The sequence below is a fragment of the Serratia marcescens subsp. marcescens ATCC 13880 genome, from assembly GCF_017299535.1.
GTDB classification, from domain to species: domain Bacteria; phylum Pseudomonadota; class Gammaproteobacteria; order Enterobacterales; family Enterobacteriaceae; genus Serratia; species Serratia marcescens.
Map to the genome: position 1 here is coordinate 235,003 of NZ_CP071238.1, position 23,002 is coordinate 258,004.

Consider the following 23,002-nt stretch of genomic DNA (forward strand, 5'->3'; position numbering starts at 1 on the left):
AGTTTATACGCCGGCCGCCAACGCTTTGGCGCCGGTCGCGCCGGGGCGTGCCGCATCGCGCACGAACGGCAGATGATCGCAGGCGTGCTGGCGGGCCGAGCGGATAAAGGCTTCGGTCACCGCCTGGCGCTGTTCGCCGTCGCGCACGGCGGCGTACAGGCGGCTCCACAGGCCGTCACCCAGGGTTTTGGTCACCACCAGCCCCTGCCGTTCGAAACTCTCCACCACCCAGTGCGGCAGCGCCGCAATCCCCATCCGCGCCGATACCATCTGGATCAGCAGCAGTGTGTTATCGACGTTCTTCAATGCCGGGTTAACGCCCGCCGGCTGCAGGAAATGCCGCCAGATATCCAGCCGCTGGCGCTGCACCGGGTAAATCAACAGCGTTTCATCGCTCAAGTCTTCCGGCTCGATGTGCGGCTTGCCGGCCAGCGGATGATCCGGCGCCAGCACCAGACGCACCTCGAAATCGAACATCGGCGAATAGTGCAGGCCGCTGCGCGGCAGAATATCCGACGTCATCACCAGATCCAGCTCGCCCTGTTGCAGGGCTGGCTGCGGATCGAAAGTCACGCCGGAAGTGAAGTCCATCACCACCTGCGGGAAACGCTGGCGGAAGTTGTCCAGCGCCGGCGTCAGCCACTGAATGCAGCTGTGGCATTCGATGGCGATGCGCAGCGTGGTCTGGTGCGGCTCGTGGCAGGCCTGCAGCGCCTGTTGGATCTGCGGCAGCACCTGTTCCGCCAGCTGCAGCAGGATCTCGCCCTGGGCGGTGAAGCGCAGCGGTTGGCTCTTGCGCACGAACAGCTTGAAGCCCAGACGTTGCTCAAGATCGCTGAACTGGTGCGACAGGGCAGACTGCGTCTGATGAAGTTGGGCCGCCGCCCCCGCCAGCGAACCGCTGTTGCGCAGAGCCTGCAGCGTCCGTAAATGTTTCAGTTCGATCATGAGAGTCCTTCACATTGACAGTGAATAAATTGCGCTTGTGGTTAATACAGTACCTGCTGATTATGGATGTGTAAACATCTGGACGGCTAAATGGGGAATATGACGATGGCAATTTTGAATCACACACTGGGTTTTCCTCGCGTTGGGCTACGACGTGAGCTGAAAAAAGCTCAGGAAAGCTACTGGGCCGGCAACTCAACGCAGGAAGAGCTGTTGGCGGTTGGCCGCGAGCTGCGTGCTCGTCATTGGCAACAGCAACAGCAGGCCGGGGTGGATTTGGTGCCGGTCGGCGATTTCGCCTGGTACGATCATGTGTTGACCACCAGCCTGCTGCTGGGCAACGTGCCGGCGCGCCATCAGAATGCGGATGGCTCGATCGATCTGGACACGCTGTTCCGCATCGGCCGTGGCCGCGCACCGACCGGCGAGCCGGCGGCCGCGGCGGAAATGACCAAATGGTTTAACACCAACTATCACTACATGGTGCCCGAATTCCAGCAAGGCCAGCAGTTCAAGCTGGGCTGGACTCAGCTGTTGGACGAAGTGGATGAAGCGCTGGCGCTCGGCCATCGCATCAAGCCGGTGCTGCTGGGTCCGCTGACCTATCTGTGGCTGGGGAAAGTGAAGGGTGAACCGTTCGACCGCCTGTCGCTGCTGAAAGAGATTCTGCCTGTTTACCAGCAGGTGCTGGTCGAGCTGGCGAAGCGCGGCGTTGAGTGGGTGCAAATTGACGAGCCTGCGCTGGTGCTGGAGCTGCCGCAAGCCTGGCTGGACGCGTTCAAACCGGCTTACGATGCGCTGCAGGGGCAGGTGAAGCTGCTGTTGACCACGTATTTCGACAGCGTCGGCCATAACCTCGACACCATTCGCACCCTGCAAGTGCAGGGGCTGCACGTCGATCTGGTCGCCGGTCATGACGATATCGCCGCGCTGAGCGCCGCATTGCCGCAAGACTGGCTGCTGTCACTGGGGGTGATCAACGGCCGCAACGTTTGGCGCGCCGATCTGAGCCGCTGGTTTGAGCGTCTGCAGCCGCTGGTGGGGACTCGCCCGCTGTGGATTGGCTCTTCTTGTTCACTGTTGCACAGCCCGATCGACCTGAGCGTGGAAAGCCGTCTGGACGAAGAAGTGAAAAGCTGGTTCGCCTTCGCGCTGCAAAAATGCGCCGAACTGGCGCTGTTGAGCTCGGCGCTGAACGCGCCTGACGCGGCGAAACAGGCTGAACTGGACGCCTACAGCGCGCCGATCCGCGCCCGCCGTCAGTCGAGCCGTGTGCATAACCCACAGGTTGAGCGCCGGCTGGCCGCGATCACCGCGCAGGACAGCGAACGCCACAGCGCTTACGCCGAGCGCGCCAGGGCGCAGCGCGAGCGTTTCAACCTGCCGGCCTGGCCGACCACCACCATCGGTTCGTTCCCGCAGACCACCGAGATCCGCGGCCTGCGTCTCGACTTCAAACAGGGCCGTTTGGACGGCAATAACTACCGCACCAGCATCGGTGAGCACATCAAACAGGCGATTGTCGAGCAGGAACGTCTCGGGCTGGACGTGCTGGTGCACGGTGAAGCCGAGCGCAACGACATGGTGGAGTATTTCGGCGAGAACCTCGACGGCTTCGTGTTTACCCAGAACGGCTGGGTGCAGAGCTACGGCTCCCGCTGCGTGAAGCCGCCGGTCATCATCGGTGACGTCAGCCGCCCGGAAGCCATCACCGTCGAATGGGCCAAATTCGCCCAGTCGCTGACCGACAAACCGGTGAAAGGCATGCTGACCGGGCCGGTGACCATCCTGTGCTGGTCGTTCCCGCGTGAAGACGTGACCCGCGAAGTGATCGCCAAGCAGATTGCGCTGGCGCTGCGCGACGAGGTGGAAGATCTGGAAAAAGCCGGCATCGGCATCATCCAGATCGACGAACCTGCGCTGCGCGAGGGGCTGCCGCTGCGCCAATCCGACTGGGCCGCCTACCTGAATTGGGCGGTGGACGCCTTCAAACTGAATGCCGCCGTGGCGCGGGATGACACCCAGATCCACACCCACATGTGTTACTGCGAGTTCAACGACATCATGGACTCTATCGCCGCGCTGGACGCCGACGTGATCACCATCGAGACCTCGCGTTCCGATATGGATCTGTTGGAAGCCTTCAAAGAGTTCGAATACCCGAACGAAATCGGGCCGGGCGTCTACGACATCCACTCGCCGAACGTGCCGAGCGTGGAATGGATCGAAGCGCTGCTGCGTAAAGCGGCGCAGAACATCCCGGCGGAACGCCTGTGGGTCAATCCGGATTGCGGCCTGAAAACTCGCGGCTGGCCGGAAACCCGGCAGTCGCTGGCCAACATGGTATTGGCGGCGCAGCGCCTGCGCGAGCACGCGTGATGCCGTGCGGCGGATGAACCGCCGCTTATAGATTTACTGGTGTGATGATTGGGCGCTTCGGCGCCCTTTTTTATGCGAGGGACATTATTTGACGCCGTGCTGGGCGAACCACGCCAGCATGCGCTGCCAGCCGTCCTCCGCCGCTTCGGCGTTGTAGCTGGGGCGATAGTCGGCGTTGAATGCGTGCCCGACGCCAGGATATACCACGATTTCGGCCTCGGCGTTGGCGGCGCGGATCGCCTGACGCATGGTTTCCACCGTCTCCAGCGGAATGCCGCTGTCCTGCCCGCCATACAGCCCCAGCACCGGCGTTGACAGGTGGGTGGCGACATCGACCGGATGCTTCGGTGAATTCAGCGTTTTCTCGCCGACCAGTTTGCCGTACCAGGCGACCGCCGCCTTCAACTGCGGGTTGTGCGCCGCGTACAGCCAGGTAATGCGGCCGCCCCAGCAGAAACCGGTGATCGCCAGTTTGCCGGCGTCGCCGCCGTGGCGAATAGCCCAGTGCGCGGCGTGATCCAGATCGGACAACACCTGACGATCCGGCACCTTGGTCACCAACTGCTGGAACAGCTCGCCGATATCGCTGTAGTCGTTGGCATCGCCCTGGCGGAAATAGAGCTCGGGCGCGATCGCCAGATAGCCCTGCTTGGCCAGGCGACGGCACAGATCCTGAATGTGCTCATGGACGCCGAAGATTTCCTGCACCACCAGCACGATGGGAAAGGGGCCGTTATGGTCGGCGGGTTTGGCGACGTAGGCCGGCAGCGCGTCGCCCTGAGAAGGGATGGTCGTTTGCCCGGCGTGAATGCCCTGTTCGTCGGTGATAATCGCGGAGGTGGCCAACGGCGCGGCGGCCGGGGCGAATCCCCCCTGAGCCTGTTCTAATGTCATCACATGTTCGGTTTTCATTGCGGTCTCCGTGCAATAGAAAAAAGCGCTGAGATTAACTATAGGAAAGATTACCCATTATTGGCGCTGCGTGGCGCACTTTCGGACAAGTCGATAAAAAACGGCTAATTATCTGGCTTTGCGGCATTTTTAAGCGCTTTTTATCATGTTATTACGCGTTTTGGCCCGCGTAAGTGCCATAAGGTGCGTTAGAGGGCTTTTTTGTCCCTAAGCAACCGATAAGATGGGGGTATTTCGAATTGATGCGCTAAATAGTTTCAGTCGGCAACCAACGGGCAGGGAGCGGCAAGGTTTATCGGCTAGACTGAGGTTTAGCGGTTTGAGGGCGGCTCATTAATGGGTTTTTTGTGACTTAATTCACAAAAAATATGTAGCATGTAATTTGTTTCTCTTTTCATAGTGACTATCGTCACGAAATTAAACGGCGATTTTCAGTAGAGTGCTTTTTTGTTCCTCCCAATAAACATGATCCATGAGGAGTCTCATATGTCTCAGTCTGACGTTTTTCATCTCGGCCTCACCAAGAACGATTTACAAGGGGCCCAGCTTGCCATCGTGCCGGGCGATCCGCAGCGCGTAGAGAAGATTGCCAAGCTGATGGAAAATCCGGTGCATCTGGCCTCCCATCGTGAATTCACCACCTGGCGCGCAGAGCTGGACGGCAAGGCGGTGATCGTCTGCTCCACCGGTATCGGCGGCCCGTCTACCTCTATCGCGGTGGAAGAGCTGGCGCAGCTGGGCATTCGCACCTTCCTGCGCATCGGCACCACCGGCGCCATTCAGGCCAATATCAACGTCGGTGACGTGCTGGTGACTACGGCGGCGGTACGCCTCGACGGCGCCAGCCTGCACTTTGCGCCGATGGAGTTTCCGGCGGTCGCGGACTTCGCCTGCACCACCGCGCTGGTGGAAGCGGCCAAAGCCAGCGGCGCGACCACCCACATTGGCGTAACCGCTTCTTCCGATACTTTCTACCCAGGTCAGGAACGTTACGACACCTACTCCGGCCGCGTGGTCAGCCGTTTTAAAGGCTCGATGGAAGAGTGGCAGGCGATGGGCGTGATGAACTATGAAATGGAATCCGCCACGCTGCTGACCATGTGCGCCAGCCAGGGCCTGCGCGCCGGCATGGTGGCTGGGGTGATCGTTAACCGCACCCAGCAAGAGATCCCGAACGCAGAAACCATGAAAAACACCGAAAGCAAAGCGGTGCAGATCGTGGTGGACGCCGCCCGCCGTCTGCTGTAATCGCCTCCCCTCAACGGGCCGCCGACGCGCCTGTTGAGGTTTGTCATCAACCTCATGCCATTGCCGGGTTTGCAAAGAGCTGCGGATAACAAACAGGGAAAATCAATTCATTGATTTTCGGCTGATGACCACAAAGGAGGAAAAACCGCGTTTTTTCCTCCTTTGTCAACGAACTGAACGGGCCGCCGACGCGGCCCGTTTTTCCATTTGCGGCTAATCTGTTACGGTGATACTCCTCAGCGCTGCGCCGATGGCTGCCGCGCGTTGTCATAACAAAAACAACGAGGACGTTTATGACCGCCCAGATCCTGCTTCATCCTTCGCTTGCGCCGCTCGACGGCGGCATTAACTTCCGTGACTTCGGCGGCAACGGCGTGGCCGACGGGCGCCGCATCAAACGCGGCCTGCTGTTCCGCTCCGGTTCTCTCGAGCGGCTGACGGAAAACGACTGCACTTTCCTCGCTGGAGTGCCAGTGCGTTCGGTGCTGGACTACCGCGATGCCGACGAGGTGCAGGCCAAACCGGATATTCTGTGGAATGGCGCCGACTATCACCATGTGCCGGCCAACCCGCTGAGCAGCGAAGTTAACGCCAACCTGGAAAAGCTCACCAACGAAACGCTGGCCGCTTTCGACGCTCGGGCGTTCATGCTGGAGCTGTATCGCCGTCTGCCGTTCGGCAATGCGGCCTATCAGCGGCTGGCGCAGCTGTTGAGCAACCCTGGCGGCGGCGCGATCGTGCAACACTGCGCGGTCGGCAAGGATCGCACCGGGGTCGGTTCGGCGTTGGTGCTGTTCGCGCTGGGGGCCGACGAAGCGACGGTGCTGGAAGACTATCTGCTGACCGAAACCACGCTGGCCACTTTCCGCGAACAGATGCTGGATCAGCTCTCTATCAAGCTGAATGCGGCGGCGCTGGAGCAATTCGCCTACGTGCTCAGCGCGCGCGAGGAGTTCCTGATGACGGCGCTGGGCTGCATCCGCCGGCAATACGGCTCCACCGACCGTTGGCTGGAAGCGGAATACGGCCTGGGCGCGGCCCAGCGTGAAGCACTGCAGGCATTCTACCTCGAGTAAATTGCCGCGTGTTTAGCCGGGGTTTAACTCGCCCCGGCTTATCCTAGGCGGCGAACCATCGCGTATCAGGAGCCCCGTATTGAGCCTCAATGACGTTATCAACTGGGTCAGCGATGTCGTGCGTCAGCACGAAGGCTGGGCCATTCCCATCATTTTCTTCCTGGCGTTCGGCGAGTCGCTGGCGTTTTTGTCGCTGCTGCTGCCGGCCACGGTGATCCTGCTGGCGCTGGGCGCGCTGATCGGCGAAAGCGGCATCGCCTTTTGGCCGATTTGGGCCGCCGCCGCCGCCGGGGCGTTTTTCGGCGACTGGCTCTCTTACTGGATCGGCTATCACTATCAGGATCGCGTGGCCCATATGTGGCCGCTGTCGCGCAATCCGCAGCTGCTGGCGCGCGGCCACGCCTTCTTCGAGCGCTGGGGCGTGCTGGGCATTTTCATCGGCCGCTTCTTCGGCCCGCTGCGCGCCGTGGTGCCGCTGGTGGGCGGCATTTGCGGCATGCCGCAGCGCTATTTCCAGCTGGCCAACGTCACGTCGGCGATGATCTGGGCGTTTGGCATTCTGGCGCCGGGGGCATTCGGCATCCAGTGGCTCAGCCAGTGGCTGGGCTGATTTCTCGCTAAATTGCGCAGCGCCGCGCAATATTGTGCGCGGCCGGCAAAATCAGGCTGGACATCCATACAGCCTCCCCTTAACGTGACGGGCAATGGGCGAGCAAAACGCCGCAACGGCTAGGTGCAACAGGAGGCAGGGTGGATACCAGTCTGATTTATGGGATTGGCGGCGTCGCGATCGGCATGCTGTTGGGGTGGCTGATCGCCAGTCTGCGGGTGCAGCAGACGCATGCGCAACATGAAACCGAACTGCGGTTGCTGGAGCAAGCGTTGCAGCAGGCGCAGCAGGAAACGGCCGTGCGGCAGGAAACGCTACAGCGCCACGAGCAGCAGTTGCGCCAGAGCGAGCTGGAGCTGCGCAATCTGCACAGCCAACTGGCGGCCGGGCATGAGAAGCTGCAACAGCTCACCCATTGGCGCAACGAATGCGAGCTGCTCAACCAAGAGCTGCGCGCCCAGCGCGAGGTTAACAGCGCGCAGGAGGCTGAGCTGCGCGAAGTCACCATCCGTCTGGAAGAGACGCGCATGGCGGCGGAGGAGAAACAGCGTCTGCTGATCAACAGCGAACAGCGCCTCACCACCCAGTTTGAAAACCTCGCCAACCGCATTTTTGAACACAGCGGCCGCAAGGTTGACGAGCAAAATAAGCAAAGCCTGGATCGTTTACTGCTGCCGTTGCGCGAACAGCTGGACGGTTTTCGCCGTCAGGTGCAGGACAGCTTCGGCCAGGAAGCGCGGGAGCGCCACACGCTGACGCATGAGATACGCAATCTGCAGCAGTTGAACGCACAGATGGCGCGTGAGGCGATCAACCTCACCAAGGCGCTGAAAGGCGACAACAAAACGCAGGGCAACTGGGGCGAGGTGGTGCTGAGCCGGGTGCTGGAGGCCTCCGGTCTGCGCGAAGGGCATGAGTATGAAACGCAGGTCAACGTGCGGGTGGATCATCAGAGCCGCATGCAGCCTGATGTGATCGTGCGCCTGCCGCAGGGCAAGGATGTGGTGATCGATGCCAAGATGTCGCTGATCGCCTACGAGCGCTATTTCAACGGCGAGGATGAGGCGGCGCGCGAAGCGGCGCTGAGCGAACATATTGCCTCGCTGCGCGGCCACATCCGCATGCTGGGCCGCAAGGACTACCAGCAGCTGCCGGGGCTGCGTTCTCTGGACTATGTGCTGATGTTCATTCCGGTCGAGCCCGCCTTCCTGCTGGCTATCGATCGCGAGCCGGAGCTGATCAGCGAAGCGCTTAAGCACAACATCATGCTGGTCAGCCCGACCACGTTGCTGGTGGCGCTGCGTACCATCACCAACCTGTGGCGCTATGAGCATCAGAGCCAGAACGCCCAGCGTATCGCCGATCGCGCGGCGAAACTGTATGACAAGATGCGGCTGTTCGTGGACGATATGTCCGCACTGGGGCAGAGCCTGGACAAGGCGCAGGGCAGTTATCGTCAGGCGATGAACAAACTGAGCGAAGGCCGTGGTAATCTTATCGGCCAAATTGAAGGTTTCCGCGCGCTGGGGGTTGAAGTCAAACGGCCGATAAACCCGCTGCTGGCGCAGCAAGCCGGCGCGCAACACGATGAAGCGGAAGAGGCGAACGACGATGATGTCGCCGCGCTGCCGCAGACGAACGACGATGACGATACCGCCGGGGAATCGGGCTTCGTTTCGCACGGCTGAGGCCGTGGCGAGGTGGGGTATTTCCCGGGCTTCTGGTACACTCATCCACACAAAATTGACTGAATAGCAGGCAGGACAATGGCAGATCAATCGCAGGAAACCACCGATTTCGGTTTTCGCACCGTCGCTAGAGACGAAAAACAGGCCATGGTGGCGGACGTTTTTCATTCGGTAGCGGCAAAGTATGACGTGATGAACGACCTGATGTCGTTCGGTATTCACCGTATCTGGAAGCGTTTCACCATTGACTGCAGCGGCGTGCGCCGCGGGCAGCGCGTGCTGGATCTGGCCGGCGGTACCGGCGACCTGGCCGCCAAGTTCTCCCGCATGGTCGGCGAGCAGGGGCAGGTGGTGCTGGCGGACATCAACGATTCGATGCTCAAGATGGGGCGTGAGAAGCTGCGCGATCGCGGCATCGTCGGCAACATCAATTACGTGCAGGCCAACGCCGAAGCGCTGCCGTTCCCGGACAATTACTTCGATTGCATCACCATCTCCTTTGGCCTGCGTAACGTCACCGACAAAGACAAAGCGTTGCGCTCGATGTTCCGCGTGCTGAAACCGGGCGGCCGTCTGCTGGTGCTGGAGTTCTCCAAGCCGCTGCTGGCGCCGCTGAGCAAAGCCTATGACGCCTACTCTTTCCACGTGCTGCCGAAGATCGGCGAATTGGTGGTGAAAGATCCTGACAGCTACCGCTACCTGGCGGAATCGATCCGCATGCACCCCGATCAGGAAACCCTGAAGGGCATGATGGGCAACGCCGGTTTTGAAAACGTCACCTATTTCAACCTGACCGGTGGGATTGTCGCCCTGCATCGCGGCTTCAAGTTCTGAGAGGGAGATGCTGATGCTGTTTACCCCTCTGCTGACCGGCGCGTTGGAAACCTCGCTGAATAACCTGCTGTTTCGCGATCGCAGCATGAAAGCCGCCCGCCAACGCCTGGCGGGCAAGGTGCTGCGCATCGAACTGGAAGAGCTGGCTTCACCGCTGGTGCTGGTGTTCAGCGAACTGCGCGTGGATGTGCTGGGGCAGTCTGAAGACAGCGCCGATTGCACCGTGCGTAGCCGCATTCCTGCCTTACTTAAGCTGCGCGATCGCCAGCAACTGCCGGTGCTGATGCGCAGCGGCGAATTGACGGTGGAAGGCGATATTCAGGTGGTGCAACAGTTGGTTGGCCTGCTCGATCTGGCGGAGTGGGATCCGGCGGAATGGCTGGCGCCCTACATCGGCGATATTGCCGCCCAAGGCATTACACAGGCGCTGGGTAAAGGCGCCTCGCTGCTGAAAGCCGGTTTTATGCGCCGGCAGCAGGGGATGGCGGAGGCGTTGACCGAAGAGTGGCGCCTGGCGCCGGGGCCGCTGGAAGTGGTGTGGTTCAACGAAGAAGTTGACGCACTCGCCCGCAGCGCGGAGGCGCTGTCTGCCCGCATGGACAAGTTGGAGGGCAAGCGATGACCCCAGGCGAACTGCGCCGTTTGTATTTTATCGTCCGCGTTTTTCTCAGCTACGGGCTGGACGAGCTGATCCCTAAAATGCGTTTGACGCTGCCGCTGCGCTTTGGCCGCCGGCTGCTGTTCTGGATGCCGAATCGGCATAAGGACAAACCGTTGGGTGAACGTCTGCGGCTGGCGCTGCAGGAATTGGGGCCGGTCTGGATCAAGTTCGGCCAAATGATGTCGACCCGCCGCGATCTGTTTCCGCCTCACATTGCCGATCAGCTGACGCTGCTGCAGGATCGGGTGGCGCCTTTCGATGGCGCGTTGGCGCGTAAGCATATCGAGCTGGCGATGGGCGGCCCGCTGGAGACCTGGTTCGATGACTTCGATCAGCAGCCGCTGGCCTCTGCCTCGATCGCGCAGGTGCATACCGCGCGGCTGAAAACCACCGGCCAGGAAGTGGTGCTGAAGGTGATCCGGCCGGATATCGGGCCGATTATCAAGGCCGACGTGCGTCTGATGTACCGGCTGGCAGGCTGGGTGCCGAAGCTGTTGCCGGACGGTCGCCGTTTGCGCCCGCGCGAAGTGGTACGCGAGTACGAGAAAACCCTGCTGGACGAGTTGAACCTGCTGCGCGAAGCGGCTAACGCCATTCAGCTGCGCCGCAATTTCGACGGCAGCCCAATGCTGTACGTACCGGAAGTTTATTCCGACTACTGCCGCGAAAGCGTATTGGTGATGGAGCGCATTTACGGCATTCCGGTCTCGGACATCGCCACGCTGGAACAGCAGGGCACCAACATGAAACTGTTGGCGGAACGCGGCGTCCAGGTGTTCTTTACCCAGGTCTTCCGCGACAGCTTCTTCCATGCGGACATGCATCCCGGTAATATTTTCGTCAGCTACGAACATCCGGAAGATCCTTGCTACATCGGTATCGACTGCGGCATCGTCGGTTCGCTGAACAAGGATGATAAACGCTACCTGGCGGAAAACTTCATCGCCTTCTTCAATCGCGATTACCGCAAGGTGGCGGAACTGCACGTCGACTCCGGGTGGGTGCCGCGCGACACCAACGTGGAAGACTTCGAATTCGCCATCCGCACCGTGTGCGAGCCGATTTTCGAGAAGCCGCTGGCGGAGATTTCCTTCGGCAACGTGCTGCTGAACCTGTTCAACACTGCACGACGCTTCAATATGGAAGTGCAGCCGCAGCTGGTGTTATTGCAGAAGACCTTGCTGTATGTTGAAGGTCTGGGGCGTCAGCTCTACCCGCAGCTGGATCTGTGGACTACCGCCAAGCCGTTCCTCGAGAGCTGGCTGCGCGATCAGGTCGGCATTCCCGCCGTGGTGCGTGCGCTGAAAGAGAAAGCGCCGTTCTGGGCGGAGAAGCTGCCGGAACTGCCCGAGCTGTTTTACGACAGCCTGCAGCAGCATAAACTGTTGCAACAAAGCGTTGATAAGCTGACCAACCAGATGCAGGCTCAGCGGGTTCGTCAGGGGCAGTCACGTTATTTGTTCGGCGTTGGCGCTACACTGTTGGTAAGCGGCACGCTGTTGCTGCTGGGGCAAATCGAGGTGTTTCCCGCCTGGATGATGGCCGCCGGCATCGTATGCTGGGTGATTGGCTGGAAGCGAACCACCTGATTTAATTCGTTACTCTGGTAAAGTCGGCCCTATAATGCGGGCTGGCTTTGAAAGACCCTTTAAAATTAGAGGTAATTAAAATGGGCGGTATTAGTATTACGCAATTGTTGATCATCGCAGTGATCGTGGTGCTGTTGTTCGGTACCAAAAAACTGCGCACGCTGGGCTCCGATCTCGGCGCCTCGATCAAGGGCTTCAAGAAGGCGATCGGCGACGATACGCCGTCGACCCCCAACACGGCTGAGAAAAGCAGCCTGGATGACGCTGACTTCTCGGCCAAGCCTATTACCGAAAAGCAGCCGGAAGTGAAACCGGAAGAGTCGAAGAACAAAGAGCAGGTATAAACCGTGTTTGACATTGGGTTTAGTGAGCTGCTGCTGGTGCTGGTGATCGGCCTGGTTGTTCTCGGGCCGGAACGCTTGCCGGTCGCGGTCAGAACGGTATCGGGCTGGATCCGCGCGCTACGCTCGCTGGCGGCCTCGGTGCAGCACGAACTGTCTCAGGAGCTGAAGCTGCAGGAGCTGCAGGACAGCCTGAAAAAAGCGGAACAGGCTGGCTTGCAGAACCTGACGCCGGAACTGAAGGCGTCGATGGATGAGCTGAAAGACGCGGCGGAATCATTGAAACGCACCTACCAGGGCGAGAAAGAAGAGCTGGCGAACACCATTCATAACCCGCAGATCACCGATCCGGAAGCCTTGCACGACGGCGTGACGCCGGCGGAAGCGGCAACCCGCGCCAGCGCGCCCGCCGCCGTGCCAAAACCGGCCACGGAACCTGAAGCCGTCGCGCCGGTGGCGGCGCAGCCGGCTAAAGCGCCGGTGGAAACCGCGCCGGCACCTGTCGAACCTGTTGCGGATAAAACCCCAGCGTCTCACCAACCTAGTGGCGATCGTTAATACATGGCTGTTGAAGATACCCAACCCCTTATCAGTCATCTGATAGAGCTGCGCAAGCGGCTGTTGAACTCGATTATTTGCGTGCTGGCGGTGTTCGTGGTGCTGGTGTTTTTCGCCAACGACATCTACCAACTGGTGTCTGCGCCGCTGCTCAAGCAGTTGCCGGCCGGGGCGAGCATGATCGCCACTGACGTGGCGTCACCGTTCTTTACCCCGATCAAATTGACCATGATCGTCTCGGTGTTCGTCTCCGCGCCGATGATTTTGTATCAGGTGTGGGCATTCATCGCGCCGGCGCTGTACAAGCATGAACGACGCCTGATGATGCCGCTGCTGGTGTCCAGCAGCCTGCTGTTCTACCTCGGCATGGCTTTCGCTTACTTCATCGTGTTCCCGCTGGCCTTCGGCTTCTTCGCCAAGACCGCGCCGATGGGGGTGACCATTGCGACCGACATTAAAAACTACCTCGATTTCGTCATGGCGCTGTTTATGGCGTTCGGCGTTGCCTTCGAAGTGCCGGTCGCCATCATTCTGCTGTGCTGGAGTGGCGTCACCTCGCCGGAAGATCTGAAGAAGAAACGGCCGTATGTGTTGGTTGGCGCGTTTGTGGTCGGCATGCTGTTGACGCCGCCAGACGTGTTCTCGCAAACCTTGTTGGCAATACCGATGTATCTGCTGTTTGAAGTGGGGGTGTTCTTCGCTCGCTTCTATACCGGCAAACGTCGTCCGCAAGCGGAAGAAGAAGACGAGGGTGACGAACCCCCAGCCCCCTGATCCACATTGATTGCGAAGCCGCCCATTGGGCGGCTTTTGCTTTGGAAAAAATCATGTTTGATATCGGCGTTAATCTGACCAGCAGCCAATTCGCCAAAGATCGCCAGGCGGTGGTGGAGCGCGCCCGCGCGGCGGGCGTTACCGGGATGTTGATTACCGGCACCGATCTGGCAGAGAGCCGCGAAGCGGCAGAACTGGCGCAGCAACATGCGGGTTACTGTTGGTCTACCGCCGGTGTGCATCCGCACTACGCCAGCGGTTGGGATGAACACGCCGCCGAGCAGATTTATGCGTTAGCCGCACGCCCTGAAGTGGCGGCGATCGGCGAATGCGGCCTGGATTTCAATCGCAACTTCTCGACGCCCGCGCAGCAGGAAGCGGCGTTCACCGCGCAGCTGGCGCTGGCGGCGGAGTTGGCGCTGCCGGTGTTTCTGCATTGCCGCGACGCACACGCACGTTTTGCCGAGCTACTGACGCCGTGGTTGGATAAACTGCCCGCGGCCGTGGTGCACTGCTTCACCGGCACCGCCGAAGAATTAACAAGCTGCCTGTCGCTGGGTTTGTCGATCGGGATTACCGGTTGGGTCTGCGACGAGCGGCGCGGCCTGGAACTGCGCGCACTGTTGCCGCAGATCCCAGCCGAGCGTCTGCTGCTGGAAACTGACGCCCCTTATCTGTTGCCCCGGGATTTACAGCCTAAACCCGCATCTCGCCGCAACGAACCCTGTTTCCTGCCCCACATCGTGCAGCAGGTCGCCGTCTGGCGGCGGGAAGAGCCGCAATGGCTGGGGCAAAAAACCGATGAGAACGCCCGCCGGCTATTCCGGCTGGTTTGAGCTAGGAGAAAACTATGAGCTATGCATTTCCGGGCACCTTCCCTGGTCGCCGTATGCGCCGCGTGCGCCGTCACGACTTCAGCCGCCGCCTGGTGGCCGAGAATCAACTGACGGTCAACGATCTGATTTATCCGGTGTTTGTCATGGAAGGCAGCAACCGCCAGGAAGAAGTGGCCTCGATGCCGGGCGTATCGCGCATGACGATCGATCTGCTGGTCAAGGAAGCGGAAACCATCGCCAAACTTGGCGTGCCGGTGATTTCCCTGTTCCCGGTGATCGAACCGAGCCTGAAATCGCTGCATGCGGAAGAAGCCTATAACCCTGAAGGGTTGGTACAGCGCACGGTGCGCGCGCTGAAAGACGCGGTGCCTGAGCTGGGCATTCTGACCGACGTGGCGCTCGATCCCTACACCACGCATGGGCAGGATGGGGTGATCGATGAGCAGGGTTATGTGATTAACGACGTGACCAAAGACATTCTGGTGCGTCAGGCGCTGTCCCATGCCGAAGCGGGCGCGGAAATCGTGGCGCCGAGCGACATGATGGACGGCCGCATCGGGGCGATCCGCGATCGTCTGGAATTGCAGGGCCTGGTGAATACCCAGATCATGGCCTACTCCGCCAAGTATGCTTCCTGCTACTACGGCCCGTTCCGCGATGCGTTGGGCTCCAGCGGCAACCTGAAGGGCGGCAACAAGAAGACCTATCAGATGGATCCGGCCAACAGCGACGAAGCGCTGCAGGAGATTGCGCAGGATCTGCAGGAAGGTGCGGACATGGTGATGGTGAAACCGGGCATGCCGTACCTCGACGTTGTGCGCCGCGTGAAGGATACCTTCGGTGTGCCAACCTTCGCTTATCAGGTGTCCGGCGAGTACGCCATGCATATGGCGGCGATTCAGAACGGCTGGCTGCAGGAGCAACCTGCGGTGATGGAATCGTTGATGTGCTTTAAACGCGCCGGCGCCGACGGCGTGCTGACCTACTTCGCCAAGCGTGTCGCCCAGTGGCTGCACGACGACGCGATGCGCCGCTAAGCGTAAAATGAGCCAACAAAAAGGCGCCTGAAGGCGCCTTTTGCATTACATCTTCTGGAACTGTCGGTTGTCGATGCTTTGGCTGACCTGCTTGTTGATCAGGTTCAGCAACAACATGGAACGCGCTTCGCCGTCCGGCTCGGTGTAGATCGCCTGCAGCCCTTCGAACACGCCGTCGACGATCAGAACGGTGTCCCCCGGCTGTGGGGTTTCCGGATCGACATAGGTTTCGCAGGCGTGCGTGCGCAGTTCATCGATCACCTTGCTCGGGATGACGCTCGGCAACGCGCCGAAACGCACGAAGTGGCTGACGCCACGGGTGGCGCTGATGGTGGTGGTGTGAATGCGCTCCGGGTCGAACTCCACAAACAGATAGTTGGGAAACAGGGGTTCGCTGACCGCGATGCGCTTACCACGCACGATCTTTTCCAGCGTGATGATCGGGCTGAGGCAGTTTACCTGCTGCCGTTCCAGATGTTCCTGCGCCCGCAACAACTGACCGCGTTTGCAATAAAGTAGATACCAGGATTCCATAGTTTCACATGCCTTTCTGCCAGCCGGTAAGCATATCAAAAGCTATTCCGGATACATAGTGATGCAAGTTTCAGCGTGTAACATCACCTATCTCTATGAATCTGCGGCTATTAGCGAGGGGTCACACACTTATCGATACGGCGCTGGTATAACAGAGGGCTAAAAATTTGTTACCGTCACAGTATGACAGGCGTAGCGCCGCCGGCTGTGACGCTATTCATCGTTTTCGACCGAGGGGGAAAGAAATGGAGCTGTTTCTGTTGAGCAACGGCAAGCTGTCTGGCGAAGCCGAGCTGCTGGGGTACGCTAAAAGCCAGTTGCTGGCGATGATTGCGCGTCGCGGCATCAAATCCGCCGTCTTTATCCCTTACGCCCTGATTCGTTACGACTACGACCAGCGTGCGCAGGAACTGGCGCAAACGCTGGGCATTGAAGTCACCAGCATCCACCATGCCGCTTCACCGGCGGCGGCGATCGCGCAGGCGGAGTGCATTTTGGTCAGCGGCGGCAATACCTGGTTGCTGAACCAAATGCTGCACGAGCAAGGCCTGATCGTGCCCATCCAGCGCGCGGTGCGCGAGCGTGAAGTGCCTTACGTCGGCTGGAGCGCCGGTTGCAACGTGGCCACGCCGAGCATTCGCACCACCAATGACATGCCGGTGCGCTGCAGCGTGGTGCTGCCGGCGCTGGGGCTGTTCCCGGTGCAGATCAACCCGCACTACATCGACGCGCATATCAGCGGCCACATGGGCGAAACCCGTGACGAGCGCCTGGCGGAGTTCTGCGCGATCAACCCAAGCGAATCGGTGGTGGCGCTGCGTGAAGGTAGCCTGCTGCACGTTGAAGGCAATGCGCTGCGTTACTTCAGCGCTAACGGGCAGGGCTTCAAGGTGTTCCGCCACGGTGAGGAGACGCGTGAATATCAGGATACGCGCGCGCTGGCTGCGCTGGTGTCGTTCAACTGCGGCTGAGGGCCACCCGGCGGCGGGCGGCGTTAACAAAATTGCAGCAACAACCGTGAAGAGGGCTTATAATGCCCTCCCCACTGGCCGTTATAATGATCAGCATGAAATACCGTGACTTACGCGATTTCCTCTCGTTGCTGGAGAAGAGAGGGGAACTAAAACGCATCAGCCAGCCGATCGATCCTTACCTGGAAATGACGGAGATTGCCGATCGCACCCTGCGAGCGGGCGGTCCGGCACTGCTGTTTGAAAACCCGAAAGGGTATGACATGCCGGTGCTGTGCAACCTGTTCGGCACCGCCAATCGCGTGGCGATGGGCATGGGGCAGGAAGACATCAGCGCGCTGCGCGAAGTCGGCAAACTGCTGGCGTTCCTCAAAGAACCGGAGCCGCCGAAAGGCTTCCGCGATCTGTTCGACAAAATGCCGAAGTTCAAGCAGGTGCTGAACATGCCGACCAAGGTGCTGGGATCCGCGCCTTGTCAGGAGCAGGTATGGCAGGGTGACGATGTCGATCTCAGCCGTATTCCGGTGATGCACTGCTGGCCGGAAGACGCCGCGCCGCTGATCACCTGGGGGCTGACCGTGACCCGCGGCCCGCATAAGGAACGGCAAAACCTCGGCATCTATCGCCAGCAGGTGCTGGGCAAGAATAAAGTGATCATGCGCTGGCTGTCGCATCGCGGCGGCGCGCTGGATTATCAGGAGTGGTGCCAGGCGCACCCGGGCGAGCGTTTCCCGGTTGCGGTGGCGCTGGGCGCCGATCCTGCTACCATCCTCGGTGCGGTCACGCCGGTGCCTGATACCTTGTCCGAATACGCCTTTGCCGGGTTGCTGCGCGGCAACAAAACCGAAGTGGTCAAGTGCCTTTCCAACGATCTGGAAGTGCCCGCCAGCGCCGAAATCGTGCTTGAAGGCTATATCGAGCCGGGTGAAATGGCGCCGGAAGGCCCCTACGGCGACCACACCGGTTACTACAATGAAATCGACCAGTTCCCGGTGTTCACCGTTACTCACATCACCCAGCGCCGCAACGCGATCTACCACTCGACCTACACCGGCCGCCCGCCGGATGAGCCGGCGATCCTGGGCGTGGCGCTGAATGAAGTGTTCGTACCGATCCTGCAAAAGCAGTTCCCGGAAATCGTCGATTTCTATCTGCCGCCGGAAGGGTGCTCTTACCGCCTGGCGGTAGTGACCATGAAAAAACAGTACGCCGGCCATGCGAAACGCGTGATGATGGGCGTCTGGTCGTTCCTGCGGCAGTTTATGTACACCAAATTTGTTATCGTCTGTGACGATGACGTCAATGCGCGCGACTGGAACGACGTGATTTGGGCGATCACCACACGAATGGATCCGGCAAGGGATACCGTTCTGGTGGAGAATACGCCGATCGACTATCTGGACTTCGCCTCGCCGGTTTCCGGCCTGGGTTCGAAGATGGGGCTGGACGCCACCAATAAATGGCCGGGTGAAACCGATCGCGAATGGGGCCGTCCGATTCAGATGGATGAAAAGGTACGTGCGCGCGTCGACGAAATCTGGGATGAGCTCGCAATCTTCAGTGACAGGGAACCGACGTTATAGCGTCAGGCCCTGTTCTCAGCTTTGCATTGATGACCCGACAGAGGGAACGCATGACAATATTGAGCTGTAAAGTGACCTCGGTAGAGGCCATTACCGATACGGTTTATCGGGTACGTCTGGTGCCCGAGCAGCCGTTTTCTTTCAAGGCAGGGCAATATCTGATGGTGGTGATGGATGAGCGCGACAAGCGTCCGTTCTCACTGGCATCAACCCCGACGCAGCAAGATTATATCGAGCTGCACATTGGCGCTTCGGAACTGAATCTGTATGCCATGGCGGTGATGGATCGCATCCTGAAAGAGCAGGCGATCACCGTTGACGTGCCGCACGGCGACGCATGGCTGCGGGAAGAGGGCAGCCGTCCGCTGGTGCTGATCGCCGGCGGCACCGGTTTCTCTTACGCGCGTTCAATCTTGTTGACCGCGCTGGAGCAGCAGCCGGATCGCGACATTTCCATCTACTGGGGCGGGCGTGAGCTGAAGCACCTGTACGATCTGAGCGAGCTGGAAGCGCTGTCGGTGCAGCATCCGAACCTGAAGGTGATCCCGGTGGTCGAGCAGCCGGAGGCGGAATGGCGTGGCCGCAGTGGCACCGTGCTCAGCGCGGTGTTGCAGGATTTCGGCACGTTGGCGGAGCATGACATCTACATAGCCGGGCGTTTCGAGATGGCGAAAATCGCCCGCGAGCGTTTCTGCGCCGAGCGCGGCGCGCAGGAAGCGCATATGTTTGGCGACGCGTTTTCGTTTATCTGACAGAGGCGATGCGCAGTGAACGGGGTGGCCGAGGGTCGCCCCGTTTTTATTTGGGCGTCGGCAAATTTCAGGCATAAAAAACCCGCCCCTGACAGGCGGGAAGAACGGCAACTAAACTTGGCGGGATGCCGCGATTTGAAGTGGTGACGCGGTCATCCCAAGATAGACACAGCTAAACGCGTTCAAACACTGTGGCGATACCCTGGCCCAGGCCGATGCACATGGTCGCCAGGCCGAACTGCGCGTCGCGACGTTCCATGTTGTTCAACAAGGTGGTCGAGATGCGGGAGCCAGAACAGCCCAGCGGGTGGCCGAGCGCGATGGCGCCGCCGTTCAGGTTAATCTTGTCATCGATGCTGTCCATCAGCCCCAGATCCTTGATGCACGGCAGCGACTGGGCGGCGAACGCTTCGTTCAGCTCGAACAGATCGATGTCCTGCACGCCCAGACCGGCGCGTTTCAGCGCCAGCTTGCTGGCCGGCACCGGGCCGTAGCCCATGATGGAAGGATCGCAGCCGACCACCGCCATCGAGCGGATGCGGGCGCGGGCCTTCAAACCGAGCGCTTTGGCGCGCGATTCGCTCATCAGCAGCATGGCGGAAGCGCCGTCCGACAGGGCGGAGGAGCTGCCGGCTGTGACGGTGCCGTTGACCGGATCGAACGCCGGACGCAGGGCCGACAGACTTTCGACGGTGGTTTCCGGGCGAATGACTTCATCGAAATCGTAACGGGTCAGCACGCCGTCGGCGTCGTGACCGTTGGTCGGTATGATCTCGTTTTTGAAGTAACCCGCCAGCGTCGCCGCATGTGCGCGCTGGTGGGAGCGGGCGGCAAACTCATCCTGCATCTGGCGACTGATGTTGTGCATCTTGGCCAGCATTTCGGCGGTCAGCCCCATCATCCCGGCGGCTTTGGCCACGCTGCGGCTCAGGCCCGGATGGAAATCCACGCCGTGATTCATCGGCACATGGCCCATGTGTTCCACGCCGCCGATCAGGCTAATGTGCGCGTCGCCAACCATGATGGCGCGCGCCGCGTCGTGCAGCGCCTGCATCGAAGAGCCGCACAGGCGGTTGACGGTCACCGCCGGCACGCGGTGCGGGATCTCGGCCAGCAGCGCGGCGTTGCGGGCGATGTTGAAGCCTTGTTCCAGCGTTTGCTGCACGCAGCCCCAGTAAATGTCATCAATCTCGGCGGCGTCCAGCGCCGGGTTGCGGCTCAGCACCTCACGCATCAGGTGAGCGGAGAGATCTTCGGCGCGCACCTGGCGGAAGGCGCCGCCCTTGGAGCGGCCCATCGGCGTGCGTACGGCATCAACAATAACTACGTTTTCCATCTTTATGACCTCATGCCGGTTGGCGGGTTGCGACGTCGGACAGCGGTGTCGCCACCGGGTAGTAGCTTTCATTGCGTTCGGCCTTGGCGCGCAGACCGGCCGGCACCTGGTACAGGGCGCCGAGGTGTGCGTAACGCTGGGCCAGCTCAACGTAGTTGGCGGTGCCGAGCGTATCCAGGTAGCGGAACACGCCGCCGTGGAACGGAGGGAAACCGATGCCGTAGACCAGCGCCATATCGGCTTCGGCCGGGCTGGCGACGATCTTTTCTTCCAGGCAACGCACCACTTCGTTGATCATCGGGATCATCATGCGCGCGATGATTTCTTCGTCGCTGATGGTCTGGCGCGGTTGGCTCACTTCGGCCAGCAGCGCATCGGTCTGCTCGTCGTTGTCCTTGCGCGGTTTGCCTTTGCTATCCTGGCTGTAGCGGTAGAAGCCCAGCTGATTTTTCTGACCGAAGCGCTGGTTGTCGAACATCACGTCAATGGCGTCGCGATAGTCTTTGCTCATGCGATCCGGGAAGCCGGCGGCCATCACCGCCTGCGCGTGGTGCGCGGTGTCGATGCCCACGACGTCGAGCAGGTAGGCCGGGCCCATCGGCCAGCCGAACTGTTTCTCCATCACTTTATCGATTTGACGGAAGTCGGCGCCGTCGCGCAGCAGCAGGCTGAAGCCGGCGAAGTACGGGAACAGCACGCGGTTGACGAAGAAGCCTGGGCAGTCATTCACCACGATCGGCGTTTTGCCCATGCGGCTGGCGTAGGCCACCACTTTGGCAATGGTCTCGTCGCTGGTCTGTTCGCCGCGGATGATTTCCACCAGCGGCATGCGGTGTACCGGGTTAAAGAAGTGCATGCCGCAGAAGTTTTGCGGGTGCTTCAGCGATTTTGCCAGGTGATTAATCGGAATGGTCGAGGTGTTCGACGCCAGAACGGTGTCCTCACCGATCAGGTTTTCCACTTCCGACAGCACGGCGGCTTTGACTTTCGGATTCTCGACGACCGCCTCAACGATCACCTGCGCGCGCTCGATGCCGGCATAGTCCAGCGTCGGCTGAATGGTCGACAGCACCTGCGCCATTTTCAGGCCATCCAGCTTGCCGCGCTCCAGTTGCTTATTGAGCAGCTTGGCCGCTTCGCTCATGCCCAGCGTCAGCGACTTGTCGCTGATGTCTTTCATGATCACCGGCACGCCTTTCAGCGCCGATTGGTAAGCGATACCGCCGCCCATAATGCCGGCGCCCAGCACCGCCGCCTGTTTCGGCGCATCCACATTCTTGGCCAGCTTTTTCGCCTGGCCCTTCACGAACTGATCGTTAAGGAAGATGCCGACCAGCGCGCGCGCTTCGTTGGAGCGGGCCAACGGCACGAAGCTGGCGGTTTCCAGTTTCAGCGCTTCATCGCGGCCCAGTTTGGCGGCGGCTTCAATGGTCTTCACCGCGGTCATCGGCGCCGGGTAATGTTTACCGGCGGTCTGCAGCACCATGCCTTTGGCGGTGGTGAAGCTCATCGCCGCTTCAATCGGGCTGAGTTTCAGCGGCTCCAGCTTAGGTTGACGCGCGGCGCGCCAGTCCAGCTTGCCGTCGATCGCCTGTTGCAGCATGTTGAGCGCCGCTTCGGCCAGTTTTTCCGGTGTCACCACCGCATCCACCAGGCCGACTTTCAACGCGTCTTTGGCGCTGACGTCTTTGCCGGCGGCGATGATTTCCAGCGCGCTGTCGTTACCCAGCAGGCGCGGCAGACGGACGGAACCGCCGAAGCCCGGCATGATGCCCAATTTGGTTTCCGGCAGGCCGATGCGCGCGTCCGGCGAGGCGACGCGGAAATCGGTCGCCAGAATGCATTCGCAACCGCCGCCGAGCGCATAGCCGTTAATGGCCGAAATGGTCGGTACCGGCAAATCCTCCAGCCGGTTAAAGACGTTGTTGGCGAATACCAGCCACTCGTGCAGTTTTTCAGCCGGTGCGGCGAACAGAGAAAGGAATTCGGTGATATCGGCGCCGACGATAAACGCGGCTTTGGAGGAGCGCAGCAGCAACCCCTTGAGCTCAGGCTGGTTTTCCAGCACGGTGAGCGCTTCGCCCAGGCTGGCGACGGTGCGGGTGTCCAGCTTGTTGACCGAGCCCGGTGCGTTGAACACCAGCTCGGCGATGCCGTTATCGAGCCAGTGCAGTTGTAATGTTTCGCCTTGGTAGAGCATGTCTATCTCCTGAATCAGCGTATGATCTGGTATGACCAGATGAAGAGGAGTGTGGTTTTTATGTTAAAAATATGCAAATGAGAGATTGCATATTTGCTGGTCGGATCACATGTCGCCAAGTTAGTTTTTTGATTT

General features: G+C 60.3%; 21 protein-coding genes. 16 read left to right on the forward strand and 5 right to left on the reverse strand.

Translation table 11 applies throughout. From position 1 onward, the window contains the following. Positions 1–3: 3 nt before the first annotated feature. Positions 4–948 (reverse strand): HTH-type transcriptional regulator MetR, encoded by a 945-nt coding sequence (gene metR, locus J0F90_RS01080; RefSeq protein WP_016929455.1) that lies wholly within the window; start codon positions 946–948, stop codon positions 4–6. Positions 949–1,038: 90 nt separating this feature from the next. Between metR and metE the strand changes: the two genes are divergently transcribed. Further along, positions 1,039–3,327: a 5-methyltetrahydropteroyltriglutamate--homocysteine S-methyltransferase gene (gene metE / locus J0F90_RS01085; RefSeq protein WP_080286901.1), complete on the forward strand. Its 2,289-nt coding sequence runs from the start codon at positions 1,039–1,041 to the stop codon at positions 3,325–3,327. An 84-nt stretch (positions 3,328–3,411) separates the two neighbouring features. Here metE and J0F90_RS01090 read toward each other — a convergent pair whose 3' ends face one another. Further along, positions 3,412–4,239, reverse strand: coding sequence for a dienelactone hydrolase family protein (locus J0F90_RS01090; protein WP_033638980.1), 828 nt, complete (start codon positions 4,237–4,239; stop codon positions 3,412–3,414). A 486-nt stretch (positions 4,240–4,725) separates the two neighbouring features. Here J0F90_RS01090 and udp point away from each other — a divergent pair, with 486 nt between their 5' ends. The 12 genes from udp to hemB all read left to right on the forward strand — a co-directional run bounded on the left by udp (position 4,726) and on the right by hemB (position 15,491). After that, positions 4,726–5,487: a uridine phosphorylase gene (udp, locus tag J0F90_RS01095; RefSeq protein WP_004934432.1), complete on the forward strand. Its 762-nt coding sequence runs from the start codon at positions 4,726–4,728 to the stop codon at positions 5,485–5,487. Between the two features lie 293 nt (positions 5,488–5,780). Continuing rightward, entirely contained in the window at positions 5,781–6,563 is a 783-nt protein-coding gene (locus J0F90_RS01100; protein ID WP_016929452.1) for a tyrosine-protein phosphatase, read from the forward strand. 79 nt (positions 6,564–6,642) lie between these two features. Further along, entirely contained in the window at positions 6,643–7,173 is a 531-nt protein-coding gene (locus J0F90_RS01105) for a DedA family protein (RefSeq protein ID WP_033638978.1), read from the forward strand. A 140-nt stretch (positions 7,174–7,313) separates the two neighbouring features. Further along, the gene (gene rmuC / locus J0F90_RS01110; RefSeq protein WP_033638977.1) at positions 7,314–8,861 is read left to right on the forward strand and encodes a DNA recombination protein RmuC; all 1,548 of its coding nucleotides are present in this window, start codon (positions 7,314–7,316) and stop codon (positions 8,859–8,861) included. 78 nt (positions 8,862–8,939) lie between these two features. Next, positions 8,940–9,695: a bifunctional demethylmenaquinone methyltransferase/2-methoxy-6-polyprenyl-1,4-benzoquinol methylase UbiE gene (gene ubiE, locus J0F90_RS01115; protein ID WP_004934443.1), complete on the forward strand. Its 756-nt coding sequence runs from the start codon at positions 8,940–8,942 to the stop codon at positions 9,693–9,695. A gap of 13 nt (positions 9,696–9,708) precedes the next feature. After that, positions 9,709–10,317, forward strand: a complete 609-nt coding sequence (ubiJ, locus tag J0F90_RS01120) for a ubiquinone biosynthesis protein UbiJ (RefSeq protein WP_016929450.1) — start codon at positions 9,709–9,711, stop codon at positions 10,315–10,317. Further along, positions 10,314–11,945, forward strand: coding sequence for a ubiquinone biosynthesis regulatory protein kinase UbiB (ubiB, locus tag J0F90_RS01125; protein ID WP_004934451.1), 1,632 nt, complete (start codon positions 10,314–10,316; stop codon positions 11,943–11,945). The genes ubiJ and ubiB overlap by 4 nt, the downstream gene beginning before the upstream one ends. Before the next feature lie 80 nt (positions 11,946–12,025). Beyond that, positions 12,026–12,289, forward strand: a complete 264-nt coding sequence (gene tatA / locus J0F90_RS01130) for a Sec-independent protein translocase subunit TatA (protein ID WP_016929449.1) — start codon at positions 12,026–12,028, stop codon at positions 12,287–12,289. 3 nt (positions 12,290–12,292) lie between these two features. After that, positions 12,293–12,844 (forward strand): Sec-independent protein translocase protein TatB, encoded by a 552-nt coding sequence (tatB, locus tag J0F90_RS01135; protein ID WP_016929448.1) that lies wholly within the window; start codon positions 12,293–12,295, stop codon positions 12,842–12,844. 3 nt (positions 12,845–12,847) lie between these two features. After that, positions 12,848–13,618, forward strand: coding sequence for a Sec-independent protein translocase subunit TatC (gene tatC / locus J0F90_RS01140; protein ID WP_004934456.1), 771 nt, complete (start codon positions 12,848–12,850; stop codon positions 13,616–13,618). A 53-nt stretch (positions 13,619–13,671) separates the two neighbouring features. After that, entirely contained in the window at positions 13,672–14,454 is a 783-nt protein-coding gene (tatD, locus tag J0F90_RS01145) for a 3'-5' ssDNA/RNA exonuclease TatD (RefSeq protein WP_028127638.1), read from the forward strand. 14 nt (positions 14,455–14,468) lie between these two features. Further along, positions 14,469–15,491, forward strand: a complete 1,023-nt coding sequence (gene hemB, locus J0F90_RS01150; protein ID WP_004934463.1) for a porphobilinogen synthase — start codon at positions 14,469–14,471, stop codon at positions 15,489–15,491. A gap of 45 nt (positions 15,492–15,536) precedes the next feature. Here hemB and rfaH read toward each other — a convergent pair whose 3' ends face one another. Then, entirely contained in the window at positions 15,537–16,025 is a 489-nt protein-coding gene (rfaH, locus tag J0F90_RS01155; protein WP_016929445.1) for a transcription/translation regulatory transformer protein RfaH, read from the reverse strand. A gap of 245 nt (positions 16,026–16,270) precedes the next feature. Here rfaH and pepE point away from each other — a divergent pair, with 245 nt between their 5' ends. From pepE to fre, 3 genes are all read left to right on the forward strand, one after another. Continuing rightward, a complete protein-coding gene (gene pepE / locus J0F90_RS01160) occupies positions 16,271–16,996 on the forward strand; it encodes a dipeptidase PepE (protein ID WP_033638976.1) in 726 nt (241 codons plus the stop codon). Positions 16,997–17,058: 62 nt separating this feature from the next. Further along, on the forward strand, positions 17,059–18,579 hold the full coding sequence (ubiD, locus tag J0F90_RS01165; RefSeq protein WP_015376309.1) for a 4-hydroxy-3-polyprenylbenzoate decarboxylase: 1,521 nt from the start codon (positions 17,059–17,061) through the stop codon (positions 18,577–18,579). Positions 18,580–18,629: 50 nt separating this feature from the next. Next, a complete protein-coding gene (gene fre / locus J0F90_RS01170) occupies positions 18,630–19,331 on the forward strand; it encodes an NAD(P)H-flavin reductase (protein WP_033638975.1) in 702 nt (233 codons plus the stop codon). Between the two features lie 172 nt (positions 19,332–19,503). Here fre and fadA read toward each other — a convergent pair whose 3' ends face one another. Together fadA and fadB are read right to left on the reverse strand one after the other, a co-directional pair. Beyond that, on the reverse strand, positions 19,504–20,667 hold the full coding sequence (fadA, locus tag J0F90_RS01175; RefSeq protein ID WP_033638974.1) for an acetyl-CoA C-acyltransferase FadA: 1,164 nt from the start codon (positions 20,665–20,667) through the stop codon (positions 19,504–19,506). 10 nt (positions 20,668–20,677) lie between these two features. Next, entirely contained in the window at positions 20,678–22,867 is a 2,190-nt protein-coding gene (gene fadB / locus J0F90_RS01180) for a fatty acid oxidation complex subunit alpha FadB (RefSeq protein WP_033638973.1), read from the reverse strand. Positions 22,868–23,002 lie beyond the last annotated feature (135 nt).